The sequence below is a fragment of the Bacillus sp. S2(2024) genome (genome assembly GCF_050474045.1).
Lineage (GTDB): Bacteria > Bacillota > Bacilli > Bacillales > Bacillaceae_G > Bacillus_A > Bacillus_A yunxiaonensis.
Map to the genome: position 1 here is coordinate 394,837 of NZ_JBFLUS010000003.1, position 22,468 is coordinate 417,304.

Sequence of the window (22,468 nt, forward strand, 5' to 3'; positions counted from 1 at the left end):
CATTACCCCTATTAAGAATTACCAACTTTTTAACGTACCGGAAATTGGTGATTTTAAAAACTATTTTCTTGTCCGTGTCACATACGGATAAATTGGATCTCTTAATTCGAATTCATACGTTTCTCCATCCACAATTCCAAGTACCTTCTCGCTATCGTAAAGATCTAACATAAATCCGGCCATTTCTTTTGCAGTATGAAATTTTGGAACGGCTCCTTTATAAGTAAACTCATCCGCATCCAAAGAACGTTTAGCAAATTCAGTTTCAGTTGCAGCGGGAGCCAATACTTTTGCTTGCATGGCTGCTCCTTTTTCTTTCAGTTCTTGTGCTAGACCTTCTGTAAAGGCACTTACATAGAACTTTGTCGCACAATAGGTCACAGCATCGGCGACAATCACGTATCCTCCTCCAGAAGAAATATTGATGAGTTGCGTTCCTTCAATATTTGCATAGTCACGTACATAAAGAGAGGACAGAATAGTTAGGGCTTCAATATTCAAGTGAAGCATCTTCTCAATTTTATTTAAATTTTGTTCCCCAACGGAAGCAAAGTTTCCAAATCCAGCATTGTTGATCCAGGTTTCAATCTGATAATCCTGAAGACTTTCGTAGAATTCATAAACATTTGCAGTAACAGATAAATCAACAGTTCGAATGACAACATCCAGATCTGCGTTAATGTCAGCCACTTTTGATTTTAATTTTTCCAATTCCTCCGTTCTGCGTGCTGCTAGGATTAAGTTTTTTCCGCGAGCCGCAAAAGCAAGAGCCGTTTCATACCCGATTCCTGAACTGGCACCTGTAATAACTGTATATTTCATATAAATTCCTCCTGAATTTTATTAATTTTATTTTATTGTGAAAGAACTATGAGCTGATTATACTGATTAGAGTGAACTCTAAGTCAAGAGGAATTTAATGTGGGGGTTTTTTTATGCACACTATTGGTGAAGTGGCTAAAATATTAGGGATAAGTACACATACATTGCGGTATTACGAAAAGGAAAAAATTATAATTCCCGTTCGTGATACAAGTGGAGACAGACGATATAACGACTCGCATATGAAATGGCTGCAATTTGTTATCAAGTTAAAAGAAACACAAATGCCCATTGCGAAAATAAAGAAATATGCTTCATTAGTTTTAGAAGGAGACCATACCACAACAGAGCGATTAAACCTTTTAGAAGAACATAAACACTCCATTCAGGAACAAATCAGAACGTTAAAATCTGCGGATGAGATGCTTGAGTATAAAATTTCCGCTTACAAAGATTTCATCAGTAAACAAAATTAGATACAGGTTCTATAAGAGCAAATAAATTAAGTGTATTGCGCTCTATATAATATAGAAATCCTGCCGCTTCATTCTTTAAAGAGAAGTGGCGGGATTTCTTTGATATATTCAATATTTTAGCTGCTACGTGCAACGTTAGTATTTGTATGCTGCGGAGTTGTATATTTTTGTTTAGGAACTGTTTTAGATTTAAAGTGTGAGAATAAATAACACCCTGCAATAACAATCATACTTCCTACAATTTGAATCCACGTCATTTGTTCACCTAATAATAGAAACGCTAAAATAGCAGTGAAAATAGGATTGAAATTTAAAAAAATACCGGAAGTAGTCGCACCTAATTTTTGGACACCGATATTCCAAAAAACCATACATAACACAGTTGAGATAACGCCTGTATACAGAATGGATCCTAAGAATGAAGCGTTCATATTTGAAATAGTAAAATGAGAGATGTTAAAGGGAGCTAGTATGATGATACCAAAGATACCAGAATATAAGGTGGACATCATTGGTGTCGTCTTTTTTGTTGCCCATCTGCTGCAAACGGAATAAATTCCCCATACACATACCGCAGCCATCATCCATAAATCACCTATATTAAAATGTAAGGAAAGTAGGGTATCCATTTTTCCTTTTGAAAGAACGAGAGTAACTCCAAAAAGTGAGACAATCATAGATGTAATTTGAAAGATGTTAATTTTTTCTTTTAAAAATAGGGCGGAACAAACAGCGATAGAAATCGTATTTAATGTAGAAATAAGACCAACATTTGTTGCTGATGTATGTTCTAATGCCCAAAACTGAAAAATATTAAAGAAAACAACGCCAGTAACCCCCATAAGAAATAAAGGGAGAATTGCATCTTTCGGTGGAAAAAGTTTCTTTTCTTTTAACCATACAATGGGGAAAAGACAAATGTCTGCAATAATCCATCGAAGAGTAGTCAGTGTCATCGGAGAAGCATGCTCGACAAGAGATTTTCCCACTACGAAATTTCCGCCCCACAATAAGCTTGTGATGAGTAATAAAATGACATAAGGCATAATATGAGTTAGCTCCTTTACAAGAAAGTAGGGCTTGCGCATTGCCCATTTGATGAAAGATAGCCACTGTGCACGGTGGTAGGATATATACTGTAAACTATGTAAATTGTAGCATTTTTCTTGTTTGTCATATATGTTATTTTGTGTAATTAATAAAATTCGAAATAATGTAAAGTTGTTATTTTATTTTGCAGAATTTTATTCATTTTAAGTGCAGTTGTTATATGTTTTGGTGAATAATCGTTTGTTGTAAAAAAGGAGATTGGAAATGGAACATGTAGTTCGCAAAGGGTTAGATGATTTAGATATGCAAATTTTAGATGTGCTGCAACAAGAAGGACAGCTTAGTAACGCTGAGGTTGCACGCCGCGTGAATCTTTCGCCGCCAGCTACACATGCACGGGTGAAACGATTAGAAAGTGAAGGGTTTATTAACCGGCAAGTAGCGATTTTAAATCAGGAGAAATTGGGATTTGGTTTATTATGCTTTATTTTTGTCAGTACAAATATTCATCAAGCGGAGAAGCTAGAAGTGTTAGAGAAGGCTATGAACGAAATGCCAGAAGTATTAGAATGTCATTGTTTAACGGGGGAGTATGATTATATTTTAAAAGTTGTGCACCGAGATCGAAGCGAGCTGGAACGTTTTATTCGTAAATTAAATATGCTCGGTATTACGAGAATTCAAACGAGTTTAGCACTGCGAGAAATTAAGTATTCTACTGTATTGCCCCTGCAGAGCGAAAAAGATGGCGGAGCTGTTTAGCTCCGCCTATTGTGTATGGGGACGAATCCATAGTTTTGCAAAGTCTGTCCATCCGAAAGAATCAATGGTGACATTTTGCAAAGAGGAAGGGAAACTTCTTCTTTTTAAGACATGATAGTAAAAGACAAGAAGGTATTGATCCCTAAGGATTTTTTCTATTTCATATATTAAGTTGTATCGTTTTTCTTTACTTGGTTCTGCTATAAGTTGATCGAGTAGTTTATCAATTTGTTTTTGAAGATGTGGATGTCTAAATCGATGAACAAAACAGCTTTTATTTTTGAATATATGTAAAAAGGCCATTTCAAGATCTGCATCGAGAACTTCTCCTGTCAAAATAATATCAGCTTGGTTTACAATATATTCGTTAAAGTAATCAGTGATTGGAAATGGGTGAAGCTGTAAGTGTATGCCGAGTGGTTCACAGCGTTTTTGTAACCAGATCGCATCGTGCTCGCTGCCTTTAAAGGCAAAGAAATAGATGTGTATAGTCTCTCCGTTATACGTACTTTGTTGTAAATATTCTTTCGCTTTCGATAAAGATGTTTCTTTATACATTGTTCGGCTCTTATCAGGAAAGAAGCTATAAGCTGGCATCGTACGTTTCCCGCCGAGGTCTTGAATTAATGATGTAGGGTCCATTATTTCTGCCCATGCTTTTCGGAAGTAAATATCATGCTGCGGGCCGTCTTTTTGAAAATTAAACGCTGCGTATATACAGCCGATTTCTTCTGTTTCCACTGCTTTTTCTTCTTCACATCTCATATTCGGTAATACGTAATTTGTTTGTATATTGGACTGTTCTGGAACGAGCCAAAATTCAATTCGATCCAACAGTGCCCGTTCTTTAAAATAATCGGGAAATGCTTCTAAGATAATGTGATCTTCAGTGAAGCTTTTGATTTTAAAGGGACCCGTACCAATATACTGGTGATTTTGGATTATTACGTCATGCGGTAAAATCGATAATTGTACAGAGCTTATGTAATGTAGAAAAAAACGATTCGGTTTTCGTAAATGAAACACTACCTGCAAAGGAGAAGGAGTGTTCATTGAAGTAATTTCCTCTGTTAACCAAGTAAAAGGTGAGTGAATCGTTTGTAATCTTTCGAAGGAGAAGATTACATCTTTTCCCGATAATGTTTTGCCGTGGTGGAAACGAACCCCTTTTCGTAAATAAAATGTCCACGTTAATTGATCTTCGCTCATTTCCCACGTGTGTGCTAAATGCGGCTCGAATGTATCTGTTTCTTCGTTATATCTCACCAATGTATCAACGATTTGGCTAATAAGATGACTTTCAGTTGTAACAGCAGCAAATGCCGGATCAATGGGGAGTAATTTTCGTTTATATGGAATTTTTAATACATCATATAAATCATCTGAAGTTGTATGTCCAAAATAAGTGTTTAATCGCTCTTCTATCTTTTCTCGCAGTAAGAAAGGCAGCGGTTCTTTCAATAATAAAAATACTTCCTTTAACTTCTCATTTTTTAAAAGTTCTTCAACATGCGGTAAAATCGCTTCTCCAAATGTTTGTAGGAAGTGAACTTCTGTTTTATTTCCCCGGCCTCTTCCTGGTATCCATTCAATCAGTTTTTCTTCACTCATTTTTTTTAGTAAAATCTTCACATTTTTTGTACTGCAAAATAAGATAGCAGCCAATTCTTGGAGACTATGTTGTATATGTTGTTCATTTGGAAAGGAAAGTCTTAGCCGAATGTAGTGGTCCATAATTTTCATGTTATCCATCTCCTTTTTCTAAAAGGGGAAACTCTTCAGAATATTTTAACCTTTTTCTTCCTCTTTTTCAAAGTAAAATGAAGGAACAGAAGGAGGGGGAAACAGATGGGATTTTGGTCAATGCATCGCAACATTAAAATTAGAATTATTACATCCTTTTTAACTCGGACAGTAGGAACGATGATTTTTCCGTTTATGGCAATTTACTTTTCTGTAAAATTAGGAGCAGCATTAGCGGGGTTTTTATTGTTATTAAATGTAATTGCCTCACTTATCGTTGGCTTATATGGAGGTTATATTGCTGATACATTAGGGCGGAAAAAGGTCATGATTATTGGGCAGGTAATTCAAGTAGTCTCTATTGCTTGCATGGGGGTTGTGAACTCAGATTATATAGATTCACCTTGGCTCACATTTGTCTTTTTACTTATAAACAGCATCGGTTCTGGCGTGATGAATCCAGCGACAGAAGCAATGTTAATTGATGTAAGTACACCGGAAAATCGAAAAATGATGTACAGTATTAATTACTGGGCAGTCAATTTATCCATTGCCATTGGTGCAATTTTCGGAGGACTTCTTTTTGAACACTACCGATTCCAATTATTTATGCTGCTGACAGGCATTGCATTATTAACACTGTATTTAATTACAGTGTATATGGAAGAAGTATATGTAGTTGAAAAGAAAGCAGAAAAGAAAAACGTATTACAAGATATGGTAAATAATTACCGAGTTGTCGTAAAAGACCGAGCATTTATCATATTGTGCTTGGCAAGTGTATGCGCATTATCATTAGAGTTTCAAATTAACAACTATGTCGGTGTTCGTCTGCAAAAAGAATTTGAGACATTGACATTTTCACTATGGAATGGAAATCATTTTGATTTAACAGGTATTCGAATGCTAAGCTGGATCTCCACTGAGAATACCGTATTAATCGTTTTATTTTCAGCTCTTGCTGTGAAAATCATGAATCACTTTGAGGACCGGAAAGTACTTTATACAGGTTTATTTATATATACAATTGGATTTACGATATTTGGAGCAAGTAACAGTCTATGGATTTTATTACTAGCAGGTTTGTTCCAAACCATTGGAGAGATGATGTATGTTCCAGTAAGTCAGTCTATTCGGGCAGATATGGCAAGGGACGATGCAAGAAGTTCTTATATGGCGATTAACGGCATGGTCTTTCAAATTGCGAAAATGGTTGGAACGCTCGGCATTATGATTGGTTCCGTTATTGCTTCTTGGGGAATGAGCATCTTGTACTGTTTAATAGGGATAAGCAGTATATTCTTATTTAAAAAAGCAGTTGATATGTATCATCGTCAAGGGGCGAAGGTAGAGAAGATAGGGTAATGAGAAGGCTGCTTGTTTTGAGGACAAGTAGCTTTCTTAAAAGATGTTAAATAGTTCGGATAGGAGGTAATTGTAATGAAAATTAGTCCAAAAGAATTTTATATTCGTAATACACGTTATATGATTAGGTCTGCAATGGAAGAAGATGCAAAAAATTTATCTGAAGTACGATTACAAATAGATGGCGAAACAGAAAATTTAGATAGAGAAAAAGGCGAAGCATACATAGATGAAGCTGGGTTTAAAAAGATCATTAAAGAGGATACAGACAGTGTTAGTAATCTATTTTTAGTAGCCGAAGTGAATGGAAGAATTGTAGGTTTTTCAAGGTGTGAAGGAAATAAATTGAAAAGAACAGCCCATAAAGTAGAATTTGGCGTCTGCGTATTACAAGAGTATTGGGGATATGGAATCGGAAAGAACCTCTTAAAAGAATCCATTCATTGGGCAGATGCAAATGGAATTAAGAAAATGACGTTGTATGTTCTAGAAATGAACGCGAAAGCTAAAAGTCTTTATGAAGGATATGGTTTTGAAGTAGAGGGTATCTTGAAAAATGACAAAATGCTATCGGATGGAAATTACTATAATACTATTTTGATGGGGAGGTTTAATGGATAAAGTGTTAAAGGAAAAGGAGTGGGAGAATGTTTCCTATATTAGAAACAGAAAGACTAATCTTGAGAGAGCTAATAGAAGATGATGCACAAGGGATATTGAATTGCTTTTCGAATGAGGATGTATTACGTTACTACGGGCAAAATCCATTAACAGATATAGAGCAGGTTAAAAATATAATTAGAAATTTTTCAAATAACTACAAAGAAAAACGCGGAATAAAATGGGGAATTGAAAGAAAAGAAACAGAAGGGATTATTGGAACGATTGGATTTCACGACTGGTCTTCTGAACATAAGAGAGCTGAAATCGCTTATGCACTTTTACCGGAACACTGGGGAAACGGGTATGCCACTGAAGCAGTTTTAAAAGTTATATCATACGGATTTAATGAGCTTGAATTAACTCGTATTGGAGCAGTTGTTTTTACAGAAAATAAAGCATCTAATGTGTTACTAACAAAACTAGGCTTTCAAAATGAAGGCGTTCTTAGAAATTATATGTATCAAAATAATGTTCCATATGACACGAACGTTTACTCCTTGCTTCCAACTACCGCTTTTACTCGGAATTAAGTTTATTGGTGCTTTGGTAGAAAATAAAGACCCTTCGGCAATGTTCGATATAAAAAGAATCCATTTTGACCAAAATGGATTCTTTTTATTTTCTGGTCATGCGAAAAATTCATATACACCAATTACAATGAGCAAAAGACCAGATAAAACATTTGAATATTTGCCAATGAATGTTTGTGACAGCTTATATCCAGATTGCGAACCAATCATAATCGAAACGAATGAAAAGAATCCAACAGATGCTGCAGTCCAAATTGGAGAAATTCCACTCATTCCACCGCCAAAACCCATCGTAAGGCAATTTAGAGATAAAATAATTCCTAAGTAAAAAGATTCTTTCCAAGAAATTGTATGATTATCATCTTTGTCTACTTGTTCTGGGTTTTGAAGCACAGGAGAGGGGCGTGATAAATATTCAGATAAGATCGTCCATGCGCCTAGACTAATAAGGAGAATGCAGCCGCTTATATTTGCGGCATCTTTGGAGATATATTGCGAAATAAATGAACCAGCTATAACGGAAAGGTATACCGCGCACATAGAGATAATAGCAATAAAGAGATTAGCCATTACTGTAATGCGCATTTTTTTCATTCCAAGAGATAAACCAATTCCTAAATTATCTAAGTTTGCTCCAATTCCGATAAGTAAAATGGATAACCAATGCATAGGAAAACCTCCAAAAAATAAAGTGAAACTTCCATGAGTGGCTTTTTTTTATCTCCCACTCATGGTTAGTTAAACCAACCGGGCTTTTACGGGCAGTTATCCCCACCTATCTTCAATCTTGAGGTGGGGGTCTTACTGCCCGCGAATAGCGGGATAAATCTGTTCTTACTATATGAGAGGTTTATGGGATTGGTGCCTAGAAAATCGAAAAAGACTACTATACGCAGTCTTGCGATAGTAGCCATATAGCTTGCCTAGATAAGGTGTAAATATGGGGGCGGAGCTTATAAAGTAGAAATATATGCTTTTGCTTTTTTTAGAACAATGAAATGAATAAACAGTATACTTCCACCTAGTAGTAAGAGTGTAAATAAGAGATGAGCTGTACTAAGTAGAATCATAATTGAAAAGAACATTAGCTGCATGATTGTCACTAGAAATACAAGCGTAATAAAAGCGCGTTTTCGTTCTATAAGCGAAATTGGATACAATGCTACAATACTATTTCCCGAAAAATAATTCCAAAGGGCACGAATTTGTAAGGCAGATATGTATAAGATGCATAACGTGATGATTCCCTTTCCGATGAACGTAGGAATGTAGTATAAAACAATGCATCCTACTACGGTCAATCGTATGTAAATGCCAAGGTAACCGTTCACGCGTAAGAAGGATAAACTATACAAATATAAAAAAGGAGATCGTTTTTGATGCAGTAATGTTTCAATCCCAGTGGTGAGCCATTTTCTTTGTTTTACTTGCTGTTTTACCTGCGGTACATCCGTAAAGAAATGAACAAATTGATAAAAGCGCATGTCCATTTTTTCTTCTTGCTCTATTACATATTCCCACTGAATTTGCCGTGTGTTTTTGTTTATCGTATATAAAAATAAAAGGGCTACTAAAAGTAGTAGACTTCCCATGATTGTAATAGAAGTAAATTGGAAGAGTGCATATGTAATTGTCGCGTTGCAGATGATTCGGATGATAAACCAAAGTTGAGCAAATTCTGTACTTCCATGCGTCCAATACAGATACATATTCCAGCCTTTTATAAGAGCAAGAATGAAAAAAGCTCCGAATAAAAACGCAGAAGTCGTATGTAATGACTGCTCTGCAAGAGGTGTAATGATCAGTACTGCGCATAATAATGGAAAGAGCTGAATGATATAACTGTACAAAAGAGAGCGTCTAAAATAATATGCTAGTTTTTCTTCCAGTGGCAATACATATACGATATCCGGCTTTTGTAAAAATGTCCGAATGGGAGAACGAGTAAGTACAATTGTAAGTAAAATCGTCACAATGGTTAATACAACAAACTTAGGTGGAAGTGAGCGAAGAAATTTTGCATAATAATAGCCGCCTACACTAAGAAGAAAAAGGAAGCTATAAACTAAACTGCTTGCAATACGTGCAAAGTACATTGTGACTTTTTGTAGATGTTGCTGAAAACGATCATTCCAAAGCGTTTCGATTGTCACTGAAATCACTCCTTTGTTTCATTATAAGCAGGATTGTGTTCTTCTTGCTACCCGCGAATAGCGGAATAAAAAAGCAAGTTACCTTTTATTAGGCAACTTGCTCGTCTTGTTTATCTTTTTTCTCGTCACGTTTCATTAATGGATAGAAAGCAAAGCCAACTATAAATAATCCAATGCCAAGGAGGAATGTTTTCATATCAGCAGAGCCAGTTTTAATAACCCATAATGCATAAATAAGAGCAATAGCGGCAATGATTCCGTCCGTTATACGAGCACCTTTTTGTTTTTCGTATGTTTCACCTGTCACAACAAGCTTCAGCTGGAAGATTGGAGAAACGAGGTATGGGATTAAATAGGCAAGTGTTGAAACGGTAATAACAAATGTATACGCCTGAGCAATTGTCCCGGATAGTGTTGAGAATAGGAACACTTGCGACATAATATTTGTTAAACGCAGCGAATGAATCGGGCTTCCTTTTTTATTGGTTTTTGTGAAGAAGGATGGAAAGAATCCTTCTTTTGCTGCTTGATATGGTACTTCTGAGCTTAATAAAATCCATCCAAGAATGGATCCAAATAAAGAAGTAAGTGCAAGCAGCGCCATTAATTTTCCGCCGTTATGACCCATTACTGCAGTTAATGCATCCGCTAATGGTCGTTCAGATGCTTGTAGTTTATCTATATGAAGAACACCCATTGTTAAAATCGTAATCCCTAAATAAATACAAACTGTTAATAATAAACCAGTAACAGTAGCACGTTTTACCGTTTTTGGTGAAACAGCACGATTGGATAATAATACAGCTGACTCAATGCCGATAAAAGCCCAAAGTGTTGTTAATGCTGCTAAGTTTACTTGTGATAGTAATCCGTGTGAAATACCTTCTTTATCAATAATTGGTGTATACCATTGCCCAAGTTTAGAAGCTTGGAATGCAAATAATGTCACAATGATGAAAAGAAGGAATCCTGTTATTTTCGTTGTTGTTGCTAAAAAGTTTAATTTACCAGCACCGCTTATGCCGTTCGCCAAAATCATATGTGTACCCCATAATAAAATGGTACAAATGGAGAACGTAATCAATTTTCCAACTTCAATGTCGAAAGTTCCAATTGAAAACAATATGTGAGTATCTTTCATAATTGGGAAAAAGAGTGATAAATAACCAGCAAATGATGTAATGATGGCTACGTTGCTTGCCCAGTTTGCAACCCAGTAGCCCCATACGATGCTAAATCCTGCCATTTTTTTTGTTTTTTGTGAAGAAAAGAGCGCATAGGCATGACTTTGCGGACCTGTTGTTAAATCAGGACGACGAATCGCTAAATTACCGAAAACAAGAGCTAGCATTAATACGCCAAATCCTGTTGTTAACCAAGCTAATGTAACACCAAGAGGGCTAGCTGTTTGTGCCAATGTACTTGGAACCATGAAAATACCAGCCCCAACCATATTTCCAACTACAAATGCAGTGAGTACCCAAAAGCCCCATTTTTTTTGTTGCATAGAAACTACCTCCAAAATTAGTATAACCAAGTCAAGCGCGGAGATATGTATGTGTTTGAAGTTCCAAACAAAACAAAAAAACGCGTATGTTCACGCGTTTTTCAATCTTATTAAGAAACCCACGGACATATCTCTTGATAGCTCTCCACAAGCAAAAAGCCCGTGACAGTCCTGCACTTATTCAATGCAGTCCCAGCAAGAAAGTACTGTGGATACTTCTTACTTCGGCAATCATTCCTTTCTGATTTGTTCAGCGATGCCACACATCTTCTAAATCATACTATTAATAATTGCAACCTCTACCTCACCGAGATACGAATGAGGATTTATTTATAAAGTTAACATAATCAAGGGTAACAAATGGCTTTTTATTCGTCAATGCAAATAAACATAATCAGATTATTGTGAGAATAGGGTGTGTCTAAGATAATGAAACAACTTAAGGCTTCCCATCATATAATATGTATATAAAATGAGGGATAAAGCAAAGCTGCTATTACTGAGGCTTTTTTCATCCCTCACTGATGGTTAATTGAACCAATCGGGCTTTTACGGGCAGTTATCCCCTGACTATCTTCTTCGTTTTTCTCTGAATCTGGAGGTGGGGGTCTTACTGCCCGCGAATAGCGGGATAAAGAGGGATTGCGGATGGAGAGCTGGTTTAAGAGAAAATGCTTTATATGCGGGAAGGAAATTCATAGGCAACGGGAGACCGATGTAATAGAGGAGTTAAAAAGGCAAAATGAAGAGCTCGCAGCTTCTTTAGAACGATGTATGAGACTACTCTATGATACACAAAAGAATGTAAGTAAAAAAACAGAAAAGAGTGCATTGCTACCTCTTTTTTCATTAGGAGATAAGATAGAAGTATTTGATGGAGAGACACGTACAGAGGGGATCTTTATTGAGTGTACAAACGAATGGTTATATTGGGTTAACGTTGATTATGATCTAACCATTAGTCATATAAAAGGTGTAAAAAATATTATAAAAAAAGAGTCTATTCAAAAAAAGGTTTAAATAACTCTTTTTGAAATAGACTTTGCTTTTTTGTCCTAGGAGTTAGAACACTTTATGAGTAATTAGCACACTCTACTAATGCTAATTGTATCTAAACTTGTAACATTGATATTAGCACGGTTGTCCACCCAGATTAGGAAGTTACCTTCGAAGCGAATGAAAACACCTCGACCATCGATTTCACGTCCTGCTGAGAAAACGCGGATTTTGTCGCCTTCTGTTAAGCCGTTTAATGTTGCCATGTGACCACCACCTCTCTACCGGAAGCTAATATATATATATGAAAATGATAGAGAGTGTGTGCGAGAGAAATGTAGTACTAGCAACTATTTTTATAAAATATAGAGGTGAGTAGAAATTATTTTTTACTCACCTTTATAGAGTTACATTAAATTCAATATTGTTATTTTCTCACGTGTCATAGATTCAAGATTCTTACGAATACCTTATGCGTCCGCTAATCTGAACAGAGCCATTTGTTATGGTTAATGCGGGATAAAAAAGAGCCTATTCAAAAAGGTTTTATATAACCTCTTTTGACATAGACTCGTCTTCTTTTAGTGAAAAGAATTTAGAATATTTTCTTTATAGGTAATTAGGAAATTTTACTAATGCTAATTGCACTTAAATTTGTAACATTGATATTAGCGCGGTTGTCCACCCAGACTAGGAAGTTGCCTTCAAAGCGAAGGAAAACACCTTGACCATCGATTTCACGTCCTGCTGAGAAAACGCGGATTTTGTCGCCTTCTGTTAAGCCGTTTAATGTTGCCATGTGACCACCACCTCTCTTTCAGAAGCTAATATATATATATGAAAAAGATAGAGAGCGTGTGTGAGAGAAATGTAGTGCTAGCAACCATTTTTGTAAAATATAAAGGTAAATAGAGATATTTTGTACTTACCTTTATAGCGTTACATTAAATTTAATTCCACTATTCGTAGGTAGTAAGATACTACTGATGGAAGTCTCATTTTGTTTTTCCATAAAAATGAAAAAACAATTGACAGAAAAGTCTTTAAAGTTATACAATTAAAAATGGAAAATAAAAGAAGAAGGAGGTGTGCGTGATGATTGTAATTGTAAATATGACTGGATCAGGTGTTTTACGCAGTGAAAACAATAAATATCATCACGCAACCTCTACGGACAAATAACGCTTCTTTTTAGTTGAAAAGGAAAGCGTACGTTGCGTGTGTCGTGACGTACGCTTTTATGCGTTTTTCGCATATCGTCAAAGCGACGGTATGCTTTTTTTGTCTCTTTTTTTAGATTGTTCCTATACATTTGTATAGTTTCAATAAATAAATCAATTTGAGAAAGGAAGGAATGACGATGAAAAAGTATGAGGTGCGAATGGTAAAAACGGAGACGCTGGATAGTGGATAACAAACCTATGTTTACACAACAACGAGAAGGGAGAGGTTAGATTGTTTTCTGTATTACAAAAGTTAACGTGGTTTTTTAAAACGCATTGGAAAAGGTATAGCATTGCCATTGTTTGTTTACTTCTTGTCAATGTGGTCGAGATTATTCCGCCAAAGTTAATTGGATTGGCAATTGATGATATAAAAGCCGGAGATTTAACAAACGCGGGGATTATGAAGTATGTAGGGATGTTACTTGGTGCAGCAACTGCGGGTTATGTACTTTCTTATGTGTGGCAATATCATTTATTTGGCGGTGCATTTGTGCTTGAAAAAACGATGCGTTCCAAATTTATGGGGCATTTGCTGAAGATGACGCCAACTTTTTATCAAAGGAATCGCACTGGTGATTTAATGGCAAGAGCAACGAACGATTTGAAAGCTATTGCCATGACAGCTGGATTTGGTATTTTAACGCTCGTTGATTCGAGCTTATATATGCTCACAATAGTGCTTATGATGGGTATTTCAATTAGTTGGAAGTTAACATTTGCAGCATTATTACCGCTTCCGATTATGGCGTATGCAGTGAGTGCTTATGGAAAGAGATTACACGAGCGCTTTACAGTTGCACAAGATGCATTTGGGGATATGAATGATAAAGTGCTGGAGTCGATTGCCGGTGTACGTGTGATTCGCGCTTATGTACAGGAAAGAGAAGATGAGAAGCGCTTTCATACGTTAGCAACAGATGTGTATGCAAAGAATATGAAAGTCGCAAAAATTGATTCACTGTTTCAACCGACAGTGAAAATGCTTGTTGGAATGAGTTATTTAATCGGCCTTGTGTACGGAGCGTTTTTAGTATTTCAAAACGAGGTAACGATTGGGGAACTTGTATCGTTTAACGTGTACCTTGGTATGATGATTTGGCCGATGTTTGCGATTGGGGAGCTGATTAACGTGATGCAGCGCGGGAATGCTTCACTTGATCGTGTAAACGAAACGTTGGCATATAAACAAGACGTAAAAAATATCAGGAAACCCTTGCGTGTGCATCAACCAGACTGCATTGATTTTGAAGATGTATCCTTTTCGTATCCAACATCTCCTACATTGAATTTGAAAAACGTTTCGTTTTCGTTGAATAGAGGGGAGACACTTGGGATTGTTGGGAAAACGGGAAGTGGAAAAACAACGCTTGTTCGGCAGCTTCTTCGCCAGTATCCACTCGGAACAGGTGAAATTACAGTATCCGGTGCATCGCTTCAAAATATACACATTGATCATGTATTAAGCTGGGTTGGATATGTCCCGCAAGAACACATCCTTTTTTCGAAAACAGCACGGGAAAATATTTTATTTGGAAACCGAGAAGCAAGTGAAGAAGAGCTGCAAAAGGCAATTGAAATTGCTGCTTTCAAGAAAGACTTAGAATTTTTGCCGGATGGATTAGAAACACTTGTTGGAGAAAAAGGTGTATCACTATCAGGGGGACAAAAACAACGTATTTCTATTGCACGAGCAGTCATTCAAAATCCAGAAATTTTAATTTTAGACGATTCATTATCAGCTGTTGATGCAAGAACAGAAGCTGCAATCATTGAAAATATTCGAAAAGAACGCAGTGATAAAACAACAATCATTACGACACATCGTTTATCCGCTGTAGAGCATGCTGATTGGATTCTTGTAATGGATAATGGTGAAATCATTGAAGAAGGAACGCATGACATGCTTATTCAACAGGGCGGTTGGTATACAGAGCAATTTGAAAGACAGCAAGGGGAAGCCGTAGAAGGCGAGGTGAAAATATGAGCGTTGGAAAACGATTATTTCAATATGCAATGAAAGTAAAAGCAACGATAGGAGTGGCTTTAGCGATGTTATTTATTTTCGTTATTGCTGAATTAGCTGGTCCGTTTGTTGCAAAAACGATGATTGATGAACATATCGTTGGGATTGAAAAGCCTTGGCATGAAACGATAAAAGGAGACGATACTGTTTTTTATAACGGTGCTTGGTATAAGCGAAGCGATCGGTTTAAAGCAGGAGAACAGAAAGGAAAAGAAGTTCATATTGTTCAAATTGGCAGTGATTATTATTTCATTCCTAACAAAATTGCATTTGATGGAGCACGTTCAGTGAAAGGGAATATGATTACAATTCAGAAAGGGAAAGCAACGCAAGTATATAAAGGGGCTAAGCTTACAGGTAAGGAAGTTTTCTCGTTTTATCAGCCAGAAATAAAACGACTATTTTTACTCGGAAGCGGATATTTAGTGCTTTTACTTGTTGTCTCTCTCTTTGCATACGGCAAACAATTTTATTTACAAAAAGCAGCGAATAAAATTATTCAAATTATGCGAGAGGACGTATTTTCTCATATTCAAACATTGCCGATTCGTTATTTTGATCATTTACCAGCAGGAAAAGTTGTTTCTCGTGTGACAAATGATACGGAGGCAATTCGAGAGATGTACGTAACAGTACTATCGACATTCTTTTCTAGCTTTATTTACATTATTGGTATCTTCATTGCCCTATTCTTATTAGATGTGAAGCTTGCGCTCATGTGTTTAATCCTTATTCCGATTTTATGTGTGTGGGCGATTTTCTACCGCAAGTATGCGTCTGTGTACAATCATAAAATGCGCTCACGTTTATCGGATATTAATGGAACGGTCAATGAATCCATTCAAGGAATGCCTGTTATTCAAGCGTTTCGTCAAGAACGTGCGGTAAAACAGGAATTTGAACAGCTAAATGAAGAGTATTATATGTATCAAAATAAAATTTTGAGTTTAAATGCAGCAACGTCTCACAACTTAGTTGGTGTGCTCCGCAACATTGCGTTTACAGCTGTGATTTGGTACTTTGGCGGCGCATCATTAAGTGCAGCGGGGGTAATTTCATTAGGTGTGCTATATGCGTTCGTTGATTATTTAACACGGTTATTTTCACCAATTACCAATATGGTGAATCAGTTAGCAAATTTAGAGCAAGCGCGCGTGGCTGCAGAGCGTGTGTTTGAATTGTTAGATGAAAAGGGAGAAAAAGTAGAGGAAGAGCACATCCCGCGTTTACGAGGAAATGTTCGGTTTGATAACGTTTCGTTTTCTTATAACGGGAAAGATGAAGTTCTGCGAAACATTTCCTTTGAAGCGAAGCAAGGAGAAACGGTTGCGTTAGTCGGGCATACAGGATCAGGGAAAAGTTCAATTATGAATGTACTCTTTCAATTTTACGAATTTCAAAAAGGGAACATCACGATTGATGGATATGATATAAAGGCTATCTCAAAACAGGCGCTTCGCGAGCATATGGGAATTGTACTGCAAGATCCATTCCTATTTACAGGAACGGTGGCTTCAAATGTAAGTTTAGAGCAAGAACAAATTTCGAAGGAACAGATTATGAAGGCGCTGCGTGATATTGGAGCGGAACGTTTTGCAAACAACATCGGGGAGGAAGTAGCGGAAAAAGGAAGTACGTTTTCAACTGGTGAGAGGCAGCTTATTTCCTTTGCACGTGCACTTGCATTTGATCCAGCAATTTTAATTTTAGATGAAGCAACATCCAGCATTGATACAGAAACAGAAGCAATGATTCAACAGGCGCTCGAAGTCGTGAAAAAAGGGCGCACGACATTTATTATTGCCCACCGGTTATCAACAATTAAAAGTGCCGATCAAATTATCGTACTAGATCGCGGAATGATTCTTGAGAAAGGTTCACATGAAGAGTTGATGGCAAAGAAAGGCCGTTATTATGAAATGTATAAAACGCAAATTGCAGGTAGTCAAAGTGCGTAACGTTCATGGAATGTTCAGAAAATTTTAAAACAATGTTTACAAGTACGACGTATTCTTCCTTTGTCTACATGATATTTTGGGATAAAGTGAAACTTCCGGCAGTGGGAGGGTTTCCCCACTGCTGGTTAGTTGAACCAATCGGGCGTTTACGGGCAGTTATCCCTCATTCAATGCTTTTGTTTTTCTTCGAATATAGGTTATATGGATTACTGCCCGTTAATGCGGGATAAAGGGGGAATATATGATGGAGGAATTATCAGTTACATTCAACATCGCATTCTTTTTGTTACTATGTGGAATGATTGGATATTGTGTATTAGATTCTTGAGGAACTTGCCGCCCTGGCAAGTTCTTTTTTTACGTGTCCGCCAATATATCGGCGCTTCGACAGAATATAAAGTGAAACTTCCATCAGTGATGTTTTTTCACTGATGGAAAGCTCTCACCGATGGGGCGTTTACGGGCAGTTTTCTTCCCTGTTCTTCGCCATCCTTTACGGCCCGCGAATAGCGGGATAAAGACCTTTCGGTGATGTTCGACACAAGAGAAGTTGGGCCGCTGGAACTTTAAATAAAATTTAATTTCTACATGTATTTATATAATTGTTTGATTTTGAACGAAAAGGATACACTAAGTGAAAACATTTTGATTGAAAAATATTGCGAGATTGAATACAATAATCAATATTGTTCTTAAATTCCTATCAGAATACTTGGAGGACTGTCGTTATGAAAAAATTACTTTCATTTTTCGTACTTGCACTATTGGTTGTGGGAGTTGTAGCAGGTTGCGGAAAACAAGCAAAAGATAATACAGCGCAAGGCACTAAAACAGATGCGCTTGATCAAATTAAAAAGAGCGGAGAGATTGTAGTTGGAACAGAAGGTACATATCCGCCGTTCACATTCCATGATGCAAGTGGAAAGTTAACAGGGTTTGATGTTGAGATTGCAGAAGAAGTAGCAAAACGCCTTGGCGTGAAACCGGTATTTAAAGAAACACAATGGGATAGCTTATTTGCTTCGCTTGACGCAAAGCGTGTTGACATGATTGCAAACGAAGTTGGGATTCGCGACGATCGTCAAAAGAAATATGATTTCTCTAAACCATACGTATCTTCTTCAGCAGTACTTGTCATTCCGAAAGATAAAGACAAACCAGCGAAATTCGCAGATGTAAAAGGTTTAAAAGCAGCACAATCTTTAACAAGTAACTTTACTGACATTGCGAAGAAAAATGGTGCGGAAATCGTTGGTGTAGAAGGCTTTAACCAAGCGGTTGAATTATTAAAATCTGGTCGTGTAGATTTAACAATTAATGATCGTTTATCTGTATTAAACTACTTAAAAACAAAACCAGATGCAGCAGTAAAAATTGTTGATACAGAAAAAGAAGCATCACAAAGCGGATTGATGTTCCGTAAAGGCAGCGACAAACTTGTTGCTGAAGTAAATAAAGCGTTAGATGATATGAAAAAAGACGGCACTTACGACAAAATTTCGAAGAAATGGTTTGGTGAAGATGTATCTAAGTAATGCTATATTTGATTTAGATCGGTTATCTGTTTGGGTTGATATAACAAAAGCATCCTTCATGCCTATGCTGAAGGGTGCTATTTCTGATACGATACCGCTGACGTTGATTTCATTTGCAATTGGTTTAGTGTTAGCGACATTAACAGCACTATGCCGCATTTCTGGAAATCGCGTATTAGAATGGATTGCACGCATCTATGTATCTATTATTCGCGGTACACCGCTCCTTGTTCAGTTATTTATTATTTTTTATGGACTTCCGACAATTGGGATTACAATTAATTCTTTTCCAGCAGCGATCATTGGTTTCTCGTTAAGTGTCGGAGCGTACGCTTCAGAAATTATTCGCGCTGCTATTTTATCGATTCCGAAAGGGCAATGGGAAGCTGCATATACCATTGGTATGTCGTACCCGCAAGCGCTGCGCCGTGTTATTCTACCGCAGGCAACACGTGTTTCGATTCCGCCTCTTTCCAATACATTTATTAGTTTGATTAAAGACACATCGCTGGCGTCAATGATTTTAGTAACAGAAATGTTTCGGAAAGCGCAGGAAATTGCAGCGACAAACTATGAATTCTTAGTTGTTTATACAGAAGCGGGACTCATGTATTGGGTAATTTGTTTCTTATTATCTATTGTGCAGCAAATTCTTGAAAAACGAACAGAGCGTTATACTTTAAAATAATCCTTGTTAAAAGGAGTTTTGGTTTATATGATTTCAATTCAACATTTACAAAAAAGTTTCGGTGATAACACTGTCTTGAAGCAAATTGATATGGAAGTAGAAAAAGGTGAAGTTGTTGTTATTATTGGACCTTCTGGTTCTGGTAAGACAACATTCCTTCGTTGTCTAAACGTATTAGAAACCCCTAATAGCGGTGTAATTCGTATCGGTGATGAAACACTCGACTTTTCAAAAAAGGTGACGAAGCAGGGTATTGTGAAGCTGCGTACGCAAACAGGTATGGTGTTTCAGCATCACAATTTATTCCCGCATTTTACAGCACGTGAAAATGTGATGGAAGGCCTTGTAACCGTTAAGAAATTTTCAAAAGAGAAGGCGAGAGAAAAAGCGGAGTATTTTCTAAGAAAAGTTGGACTCGGTGATAAGATGGATTTATATCCATTTCAGCTTTCAGGTGGACAACAGCAGCGCGTAGGGATTGCACGCGCGCTTGCGATGGAGCCACAAGTGATTTTATTTGATGAACCGACATCAGCGCTCGATCCTGAACTTGTGCAAGAAGTATTAAAAGTAATGAGAGAACTTGCGCAGGAGGGAATGACGATGGTAATTGTCACGCATGAGATGCGCTTTGCTCATCAAATTGCGAATCGTGTTATTTTTATGGATGGCGGTGTGATTGTGGAACAAGGCACACCAGAAGAAGTGTTAGTACATCCGAAAGAAGAACGGACAAAGAGATTTCTACAAATGCTGCAGTAGAAAATAGAAAGGTCTCAAGCGATGCTTGAGACCTTTTTGCCATATCTATTTATTTTTGAAATCCGCCAAGGCTTTGTTCAGCCATTGCTACTAAACGCTTTGTAATTTCTCCACCTACTGAACCATTTGCACGAGCTGTTGTATCAGCACCTAATGTTACTCCAAATTCAGTTGCAATCTCGTATTTCATTTGGTCGATTGCAGCAGTTGCACCAGGTACTACTAATTGATTAGAACTTTGGTTTGTCATAGGAAATGTCCTCCTTAGTGTGAGTTTTGGTTGGATTAGCTGGAGTTGAACCAGAATCGCCCCATTTGGCGCTAATCCATCGTGTGGAGTGATTGTAATCATAGTATGGATGATACGTAGAAAGATATGCGGAATGTTAGTTTGTAAAATTTGTAAAATTAAATAATGCCAAAAATTACAAATGTCCTGTTTGCATAGAAATAATTCGCTTTTACATACTATGAATACACCAATACAAGGAGGTGATATAACATGGCTAGAAACAATAGTCTTGCAGTTCCTGGTGCACAAGCTGCTTTAGATCAAATGAAGTATGAAATCGCAACTGAGTTTGGCGTACAACTTGGACCAGATTCAACTGCACGCGCAAACGGATCTGTTGGCGGTGAAATTACAAAACGCCTTGTGTCTTATGCAGAGCAACATTTAGGTGGTTTCCAAAAATAAATCAAAATGGCTATAGGGGACGGGAATACCGTCCCTTTTTTGGAGGAATCAAAATGGCGATATGTCCTCTTTGTAATGCATTAGAATATAAAGCATATACTTGTCCTACTTGTACAAGTATACTCCAAGATTATGGAAAAACTGTCGATTATATTGGTCCATATAGTGCTTATATGGAGCAAGAACTGTTAGAAAAAGTCGATGGATTATCTGCGCATGATTCGCAGCAATATTGCCTTCATCTTTTATATTGTCCTACATGTGAAAAGCAAACAGAAGTAACCGTGCAGCTTATATGAAAATCCGTCTCAGCAAGAAGTTGAGACGGATTTTTTGTAATACAGAAAGTTTCTATAACCTATTTCATCATCATTTTACAGTTCCTGTTTCTCTTTGAAGGAAAGTAATGATTGATAATAACGAAGAGGTGCTGTGTATATTTTTTCAGCAGTATTGATATTATGTCGAATAAAGGCTGTATAAGTAGGTTTTGCATCTACGTGGTATAACCAAACGGCACCACTTGCATCTATTACAATAGAGAGCTCTAATTCAAAAAGATGAGGAAAAGTATTTTCTAAAACTCGAGGCGTTTCTTTCGTAATAGTGTGTAGACCATCCTGTAAGAATGCAAAGTCAATTTTTGATAGGTGATGTTGCCAATTTTTAAATGCAGTAAACTTCGTTTGCTCTGTAAGGGGAAATAAGAAAGAGTAAGGTGCGTTGTCTATTTGAATGACTTTTTCTAGTTCTTCCCATGTACCTGCTTTATTTTTTTGTAAAATAGAGCGAATATGAACAGGAGATGTGGAGTGAGGTAATATAGGCTGTACTGTATAATCACCTGTTTGAAGTAACGATTGTAACCAAGGTAAAAATGTATCTTTTGTTGGGAATGTTTTTGTTGGAAAGCGATTTCGTTCTAATGCAGTAACATGAAATGTGCGATTTCGATAAAAAATGTGGTACATATTTTGCTTTGAAAGTGAATGCAATGGCTTTATAATTACATCTTTTTTTGTTTGTAATAGCTGTAACGTTGTTGTTTTACTTGCTTGTTTTATTGCAGGTATATACGGTATGAGTTGGTTGTTTTTTGTAAGAATTTCATACATATTTGCATCATTTGGAAGCTCATCATTTAAAAATATTGATTCTGGGCGGCTTTGAAGCCAATGTATGATAGGGAGTGCCTTTTTAACATTTTTTTCATCTTTGTATGAGCATCGATTGTATATACGAGATGGAATCATGAATTGTTGCTCTATCCAATCCTGTTTTTCGGTATCAAAGAGAAGTCCGTTAACAAGCTCTGTTTGCGGGTCGATGCTAAAGGGAGTAAACTGTACAACGACAATATGATAGGAGCGTGCACGTTTTGCAATTTCTGTGTAGTATTCTCGCTCGTGATGAAAACGCGATGTTAATATTCCGAGAACCATAAAAAAACCTCCTTTTATAGGGCAAAAAACATGTGTTTAATTGAGTAATATTCAAAGAAATGTGTCTTAT

Annotated in this window: 23 protein-coding genes and 1 riboswitch; of the genes, 13 read left to right on the forward strand and 10 right to left on the reverse strand. The window is 36.8% G+C overall.

Annotation, left to right across the window (positions count from 1 at the left end; genetic code table 11):
* Positions 1-60: 60 nt before the first annotated feature.
* Positions 61-822 (reverse strand): SDR family NAD(P)-dependent oxidoreductase, encoded by a 762-nt coding sequence (locus AB1284_RS02180; RefSeq protein ID WP_429752030.1) that lies wholly within the window; start codon positions 820-822, stop codon positions 61-63.
* A 113-nt stretch (positions 823-935) separates the two neighbouring features.
* On the opposite strand from AB1284_RS02180, the gene AB1284_RS02185 reads away from it, so the two are divergent.
* A complete protein-coding gene (locus tag AB1284_RS02185) occupies positions 936-1,298 on the forward strand; it encodes a MerR family transcriptional regulator (protein WP_429752028.1) in 363 nt (120 codons plus the stop codon).
* A 116-nt stretch (positions 1,299-1,414) separates the two neighbouring features.
* Here AB1284_RS02185 and AB1284_RS02190 read toward each other — a convergent pair whose 3' ends face one another.
* The gene (locus tag AB1284_RS02190) at positions 1,415-2,344 is read right to left on the reverse strand and encodes a DMT family transporter (protein ID WP_429752026.1); all 930 of its coding nucleotides are present in this window, start codon (positions 2,342-2,344) and stop codon (positions 1,415-1,417) included.
* A gap of 268 nt (positions 2,345-2,612) precedes the next feature.
* On the opposite strand from AB1284_RS02190, the gene AB1284_RS02195 reads away from it, so the two are divergent.
* Complete coding sequence (locus AB1284_RS02195) at positions 2,613-3,110, forward strand: Lrp/AsnC family transcriptional regulator (RefSeq protein WP_429752024.1); 498 nt, start codon at positions 2,613-2,615, stop codon at positions 3,108-3,110.
* Between the two features lie 6 nt (positions 3,111-3,116).
* Here AB1284_RS02195 and AB1284_RS02200 read toward each other — a convergent pair whose 3' ends face one another.
* Positions 3,117-4,853, reverse strand: coding sequence for an ABC transporter substrate-binding protein (locus AB1284_RS02200; protein WP_429752022.1), 1,737 nt, complete (start codon positions 4,851-4,853; stop codon positions 3,117-3,119).
* Between the two features lie 105 nt (positions 4,854-4,958).
* On the opposite strand from AB1284_RS02200, the gene AB1284_RS02205 reads away from it, so the two are divergent.
* The 3 genes from AB1284_RS02205 (at position 4,959) to AB1284_RS02215 (ending at position 7,411) form a co-directional block, all read left to right on the forward strand.
* Entirely contained in the window at positions 4,959-6,218 is a 1,260-nt protein-coding gene (locus tag AB1284_RS02205) for an MDR family MFS transporter (RefSeq protein WP_429752020.1), read from the forward strand.
* 75 nt (positions 6,219-6,293) lie between these two features.
* Positions 6,294-6,839: an N-acetyltransferase family protein gene (locus AB1284_RS02210; protein ID WP_429752018.1), complete on the forward strand. Its 546-nt coding sequence runs from the start codon at positions 6,294-6,296 to the stop codon at positions 6,837-6,839.
* Between the two features lie 26 nt (positions 6,840-6,865).
* Positions 6,866-7,411: a GNAT family N-acetyltransferase gene (locus tag AB1284_RS02215; RefSeq protein WP_429752016.1), complete on the forward strand. Its 546-nt coding sequence runs from the start codon at positions 6,866-6,868 to the stop codon at positions 7,409-7,411.
* 96 nt (positions 7,412-7,507) lie between these two features.
* Here AB1284_RS02215 and AB1284_RS02220 read toward each other — a convergent pair whose 3' ends face one another.
* From AB1284_RS02220 to AB1284_RS02230, 3 genes are all read right to left on the reverse strand, one after another.
* A complete protein-coding gene (locus AB1284_RS02220) occupies positions 7,508-8,080 on the reverse strand; it encodes a manganese efflux pump (RefSeq protein ID WP_429752014.1) in 573 nt (190 codons plus the stop codon).
* Between the two features lie 284 nt (positions 8,081-8,364).
* The gene (locus AB1284_RS02225) at positions 8,365-9,564 is read right to left on the reverse strand and encodes an ABC transporter permease (protein ID WP_429752013.1); all 1,200 of its coding nucleotides are present in this window, start codon (positions 9,562-9,564) and stop codon (positions 8,365-8,367) included.
* An 88-nt stretch (positions 9,565-9,652) separates the two neighbouring features.
* Entirely contained in the window at positions 9,653-11,071 is a 1,419-nt protein-coding gene (locus AB1284_RS02230) for an amino acid permease (protein WP_429752012.1), read from the reverse strand.
* A 130-nt stretch (positions 11,072-11,201) separates the two neighbouring features.
* Positions 11,202-11,381, reverse strand: a riboswitch (Lysine riboswitch).
* Positions 11,382-11,719: 338 nt separating this feature from the next.
* Between AB1284_RS02230 and AB1284_RS02235 the strand changes: the two genes are divergently transcribed.
* Entirely contained in the window at positions 11,720-12,091 is a 372-nt protein-coding gene (locus AB1284_RS02235) for a hypothetical protein (RefSeq protein WP_429752011.1), read from the forward strand.
* A 62-nt stretch (positions 12,092-12,153) separates the two neighbouring features.
* On the opposite strand, the gene AB1284_RS02240 is transcribed toward AB1284_RS02235, so the two are convergent.
* Positions 12,154-12,333: a hypothetical protein gene (locus AB1284_RS02240; protein WP_429752009.1), complete on the reverse strand. Its 180-nt coding sequence runs from the start codon at positions 12,331-12,333 to the stop codon at positions 12,154-12,156.
* A gap of 353 nt (positions 12,334-12,686) precedes the next feature.
* Positions 12,687-12,866, reverse strand: coding sequence for a hypothetical protein (locus tag AB1284_RS02245; protein ID WP_429752007.1), 180 nt, complete (start codon positions 12,864-12,866; stop codon positions 12,687-12,689).
* Between the two features lie 656 nt (positions 12,867-13,522).
* On the opposite strand from AB1284_RS02245, the gene AB1284_RS02250 reads away from it, so the two are divergent.
* From AB1284_RS02250 to AB1284_RS02270, 5 genes are all read left to right on the forward strand, one after another.
* Positions 13,523-15,277: an ABC transporter ATP-binding protein gene (locus AB1284_RS02250; RefSeq protein WP_429752006.1), complete on the forward strand. Its 1,755-nt coding sequence runs from the start codon at positions 13,523-13,525 to the stop codon at positions 15,275-15,277.
* A complete protein-coding gene (locus AB1284_RS02255) occupies positions 15,274-17,274 on the forward strand; it encodes an ABC transporter ATP-binding protein (protein WP_429752004.1) in 2,001 nt (666 codons plus the stop codon). The genes AB1284_RS02250 and AB1284_RS02255 overlap by 4 nt, the downstream gene beginning before the upstream one ends.
* A 728-nt stretch (positions 17,275-18,002) precedes the next feature.
* Entirely contained in the window at positions 18,003-18,809 is an 807-nt protein-coding gene (locus tag AB1284_RS02260; RefSeq protein WP_429752002.1) for an amino acid ABC transporter substrate-binding protein, read from the forward strand.
* A complete protein-coding gene (locus tag AB1284_RS02265; RefSeq protein WP_429754368.1) occupies positions 18,796-19,497 on the forward strand; it encodes an amino acid ABC transporter permease in 702 nt (233 codons plus the stop codon). The genes AB1284_RS02260 and AB1284_RS02265 overlap by 14 nt, the downstream gene beginning before the upstream one ends.
* Before the next feature lie 27 nt (positions 19,498-19,524).
* Positions 19,525-20,259 carry an amino acid ABC transporter ATP-binding protein gene (locus tag AB1284_RS02270; protein ID WP_429752000.1) on the forward strand — a complete coding sequence of 245 codons (735 nt, stop codon included), beginning with the start codon at positions 19,525-19,527 and terminating at the stop codon, positions 20,257-20,259.
* 49 nt (positions 20,260-20,308) lie between these two features.
* Here AB1284_RS02270 and AB1284_RS02275 read toward each other — a convergent pair whose 3' ends face one another.
* Positions 20,309-20,509, reverse strand: coding sequence for a small, acid-soluble spore protein, alpha/beta type (locus AB1284_RS02275; protein ID WP_429751998.1), 201 nt, complete (start codon positions 20,507-20,509; stop codon positions 20,309-20,311).
* A gap of 252 nt (positions 20,510-20,761) precedes the next feature.
* On the opposite strand from AB1284_RS02275, the gene AB1284_RS02280 reads away from it, so the two are divergent.
* Together AB1284_RS02280 and AB1284_RS02285 are read left to right on the forward strand one after the other, a co-directional pair.
* Positions 20,762-20,956 carry an alpha/beta-type small acid-soluble spore protein gene (locus tag AB1284_RS02280; RefSeq protein WP_230575247.1) on the forward strand — a complete coding sequence of 65 codons (195 nt, stop codon included), beginning with the start codon at positions 20,762-20,764 and terminating at the stop codon, positions 20,954-20,956.
* A gap of 53 nt (positions 20,957-21,009) precedes the next feature.
* Entirely contained in the window at positions 21,010-21,255 is a 246-nt protein-coding gene (locus tag AB1284_RS02285) for a hypothetical protein (RefSeq protein ID WP_336483360.1), read from the forward strand.
* 75 nt (positions 21,256-21,330) lie between these two features.
* Here AB1284_RS02285 and AB1284_RS02290 read toward each other — a convergent pair whose 3' ends face one another.
* On the reverse strand, positions 21,331-22,398 hold the full coding sequence (locus AB1284_RS02290) for a YheC/YheD family protein (protein ID WP_429751996.1): 1,068 nt from the start codon (positions 22,396-22,398) through the stop codon (positions 21,331-21,333).
* Between the last annotated feature and the right edge of the window lie 70 nt (positions 22,399-22,468).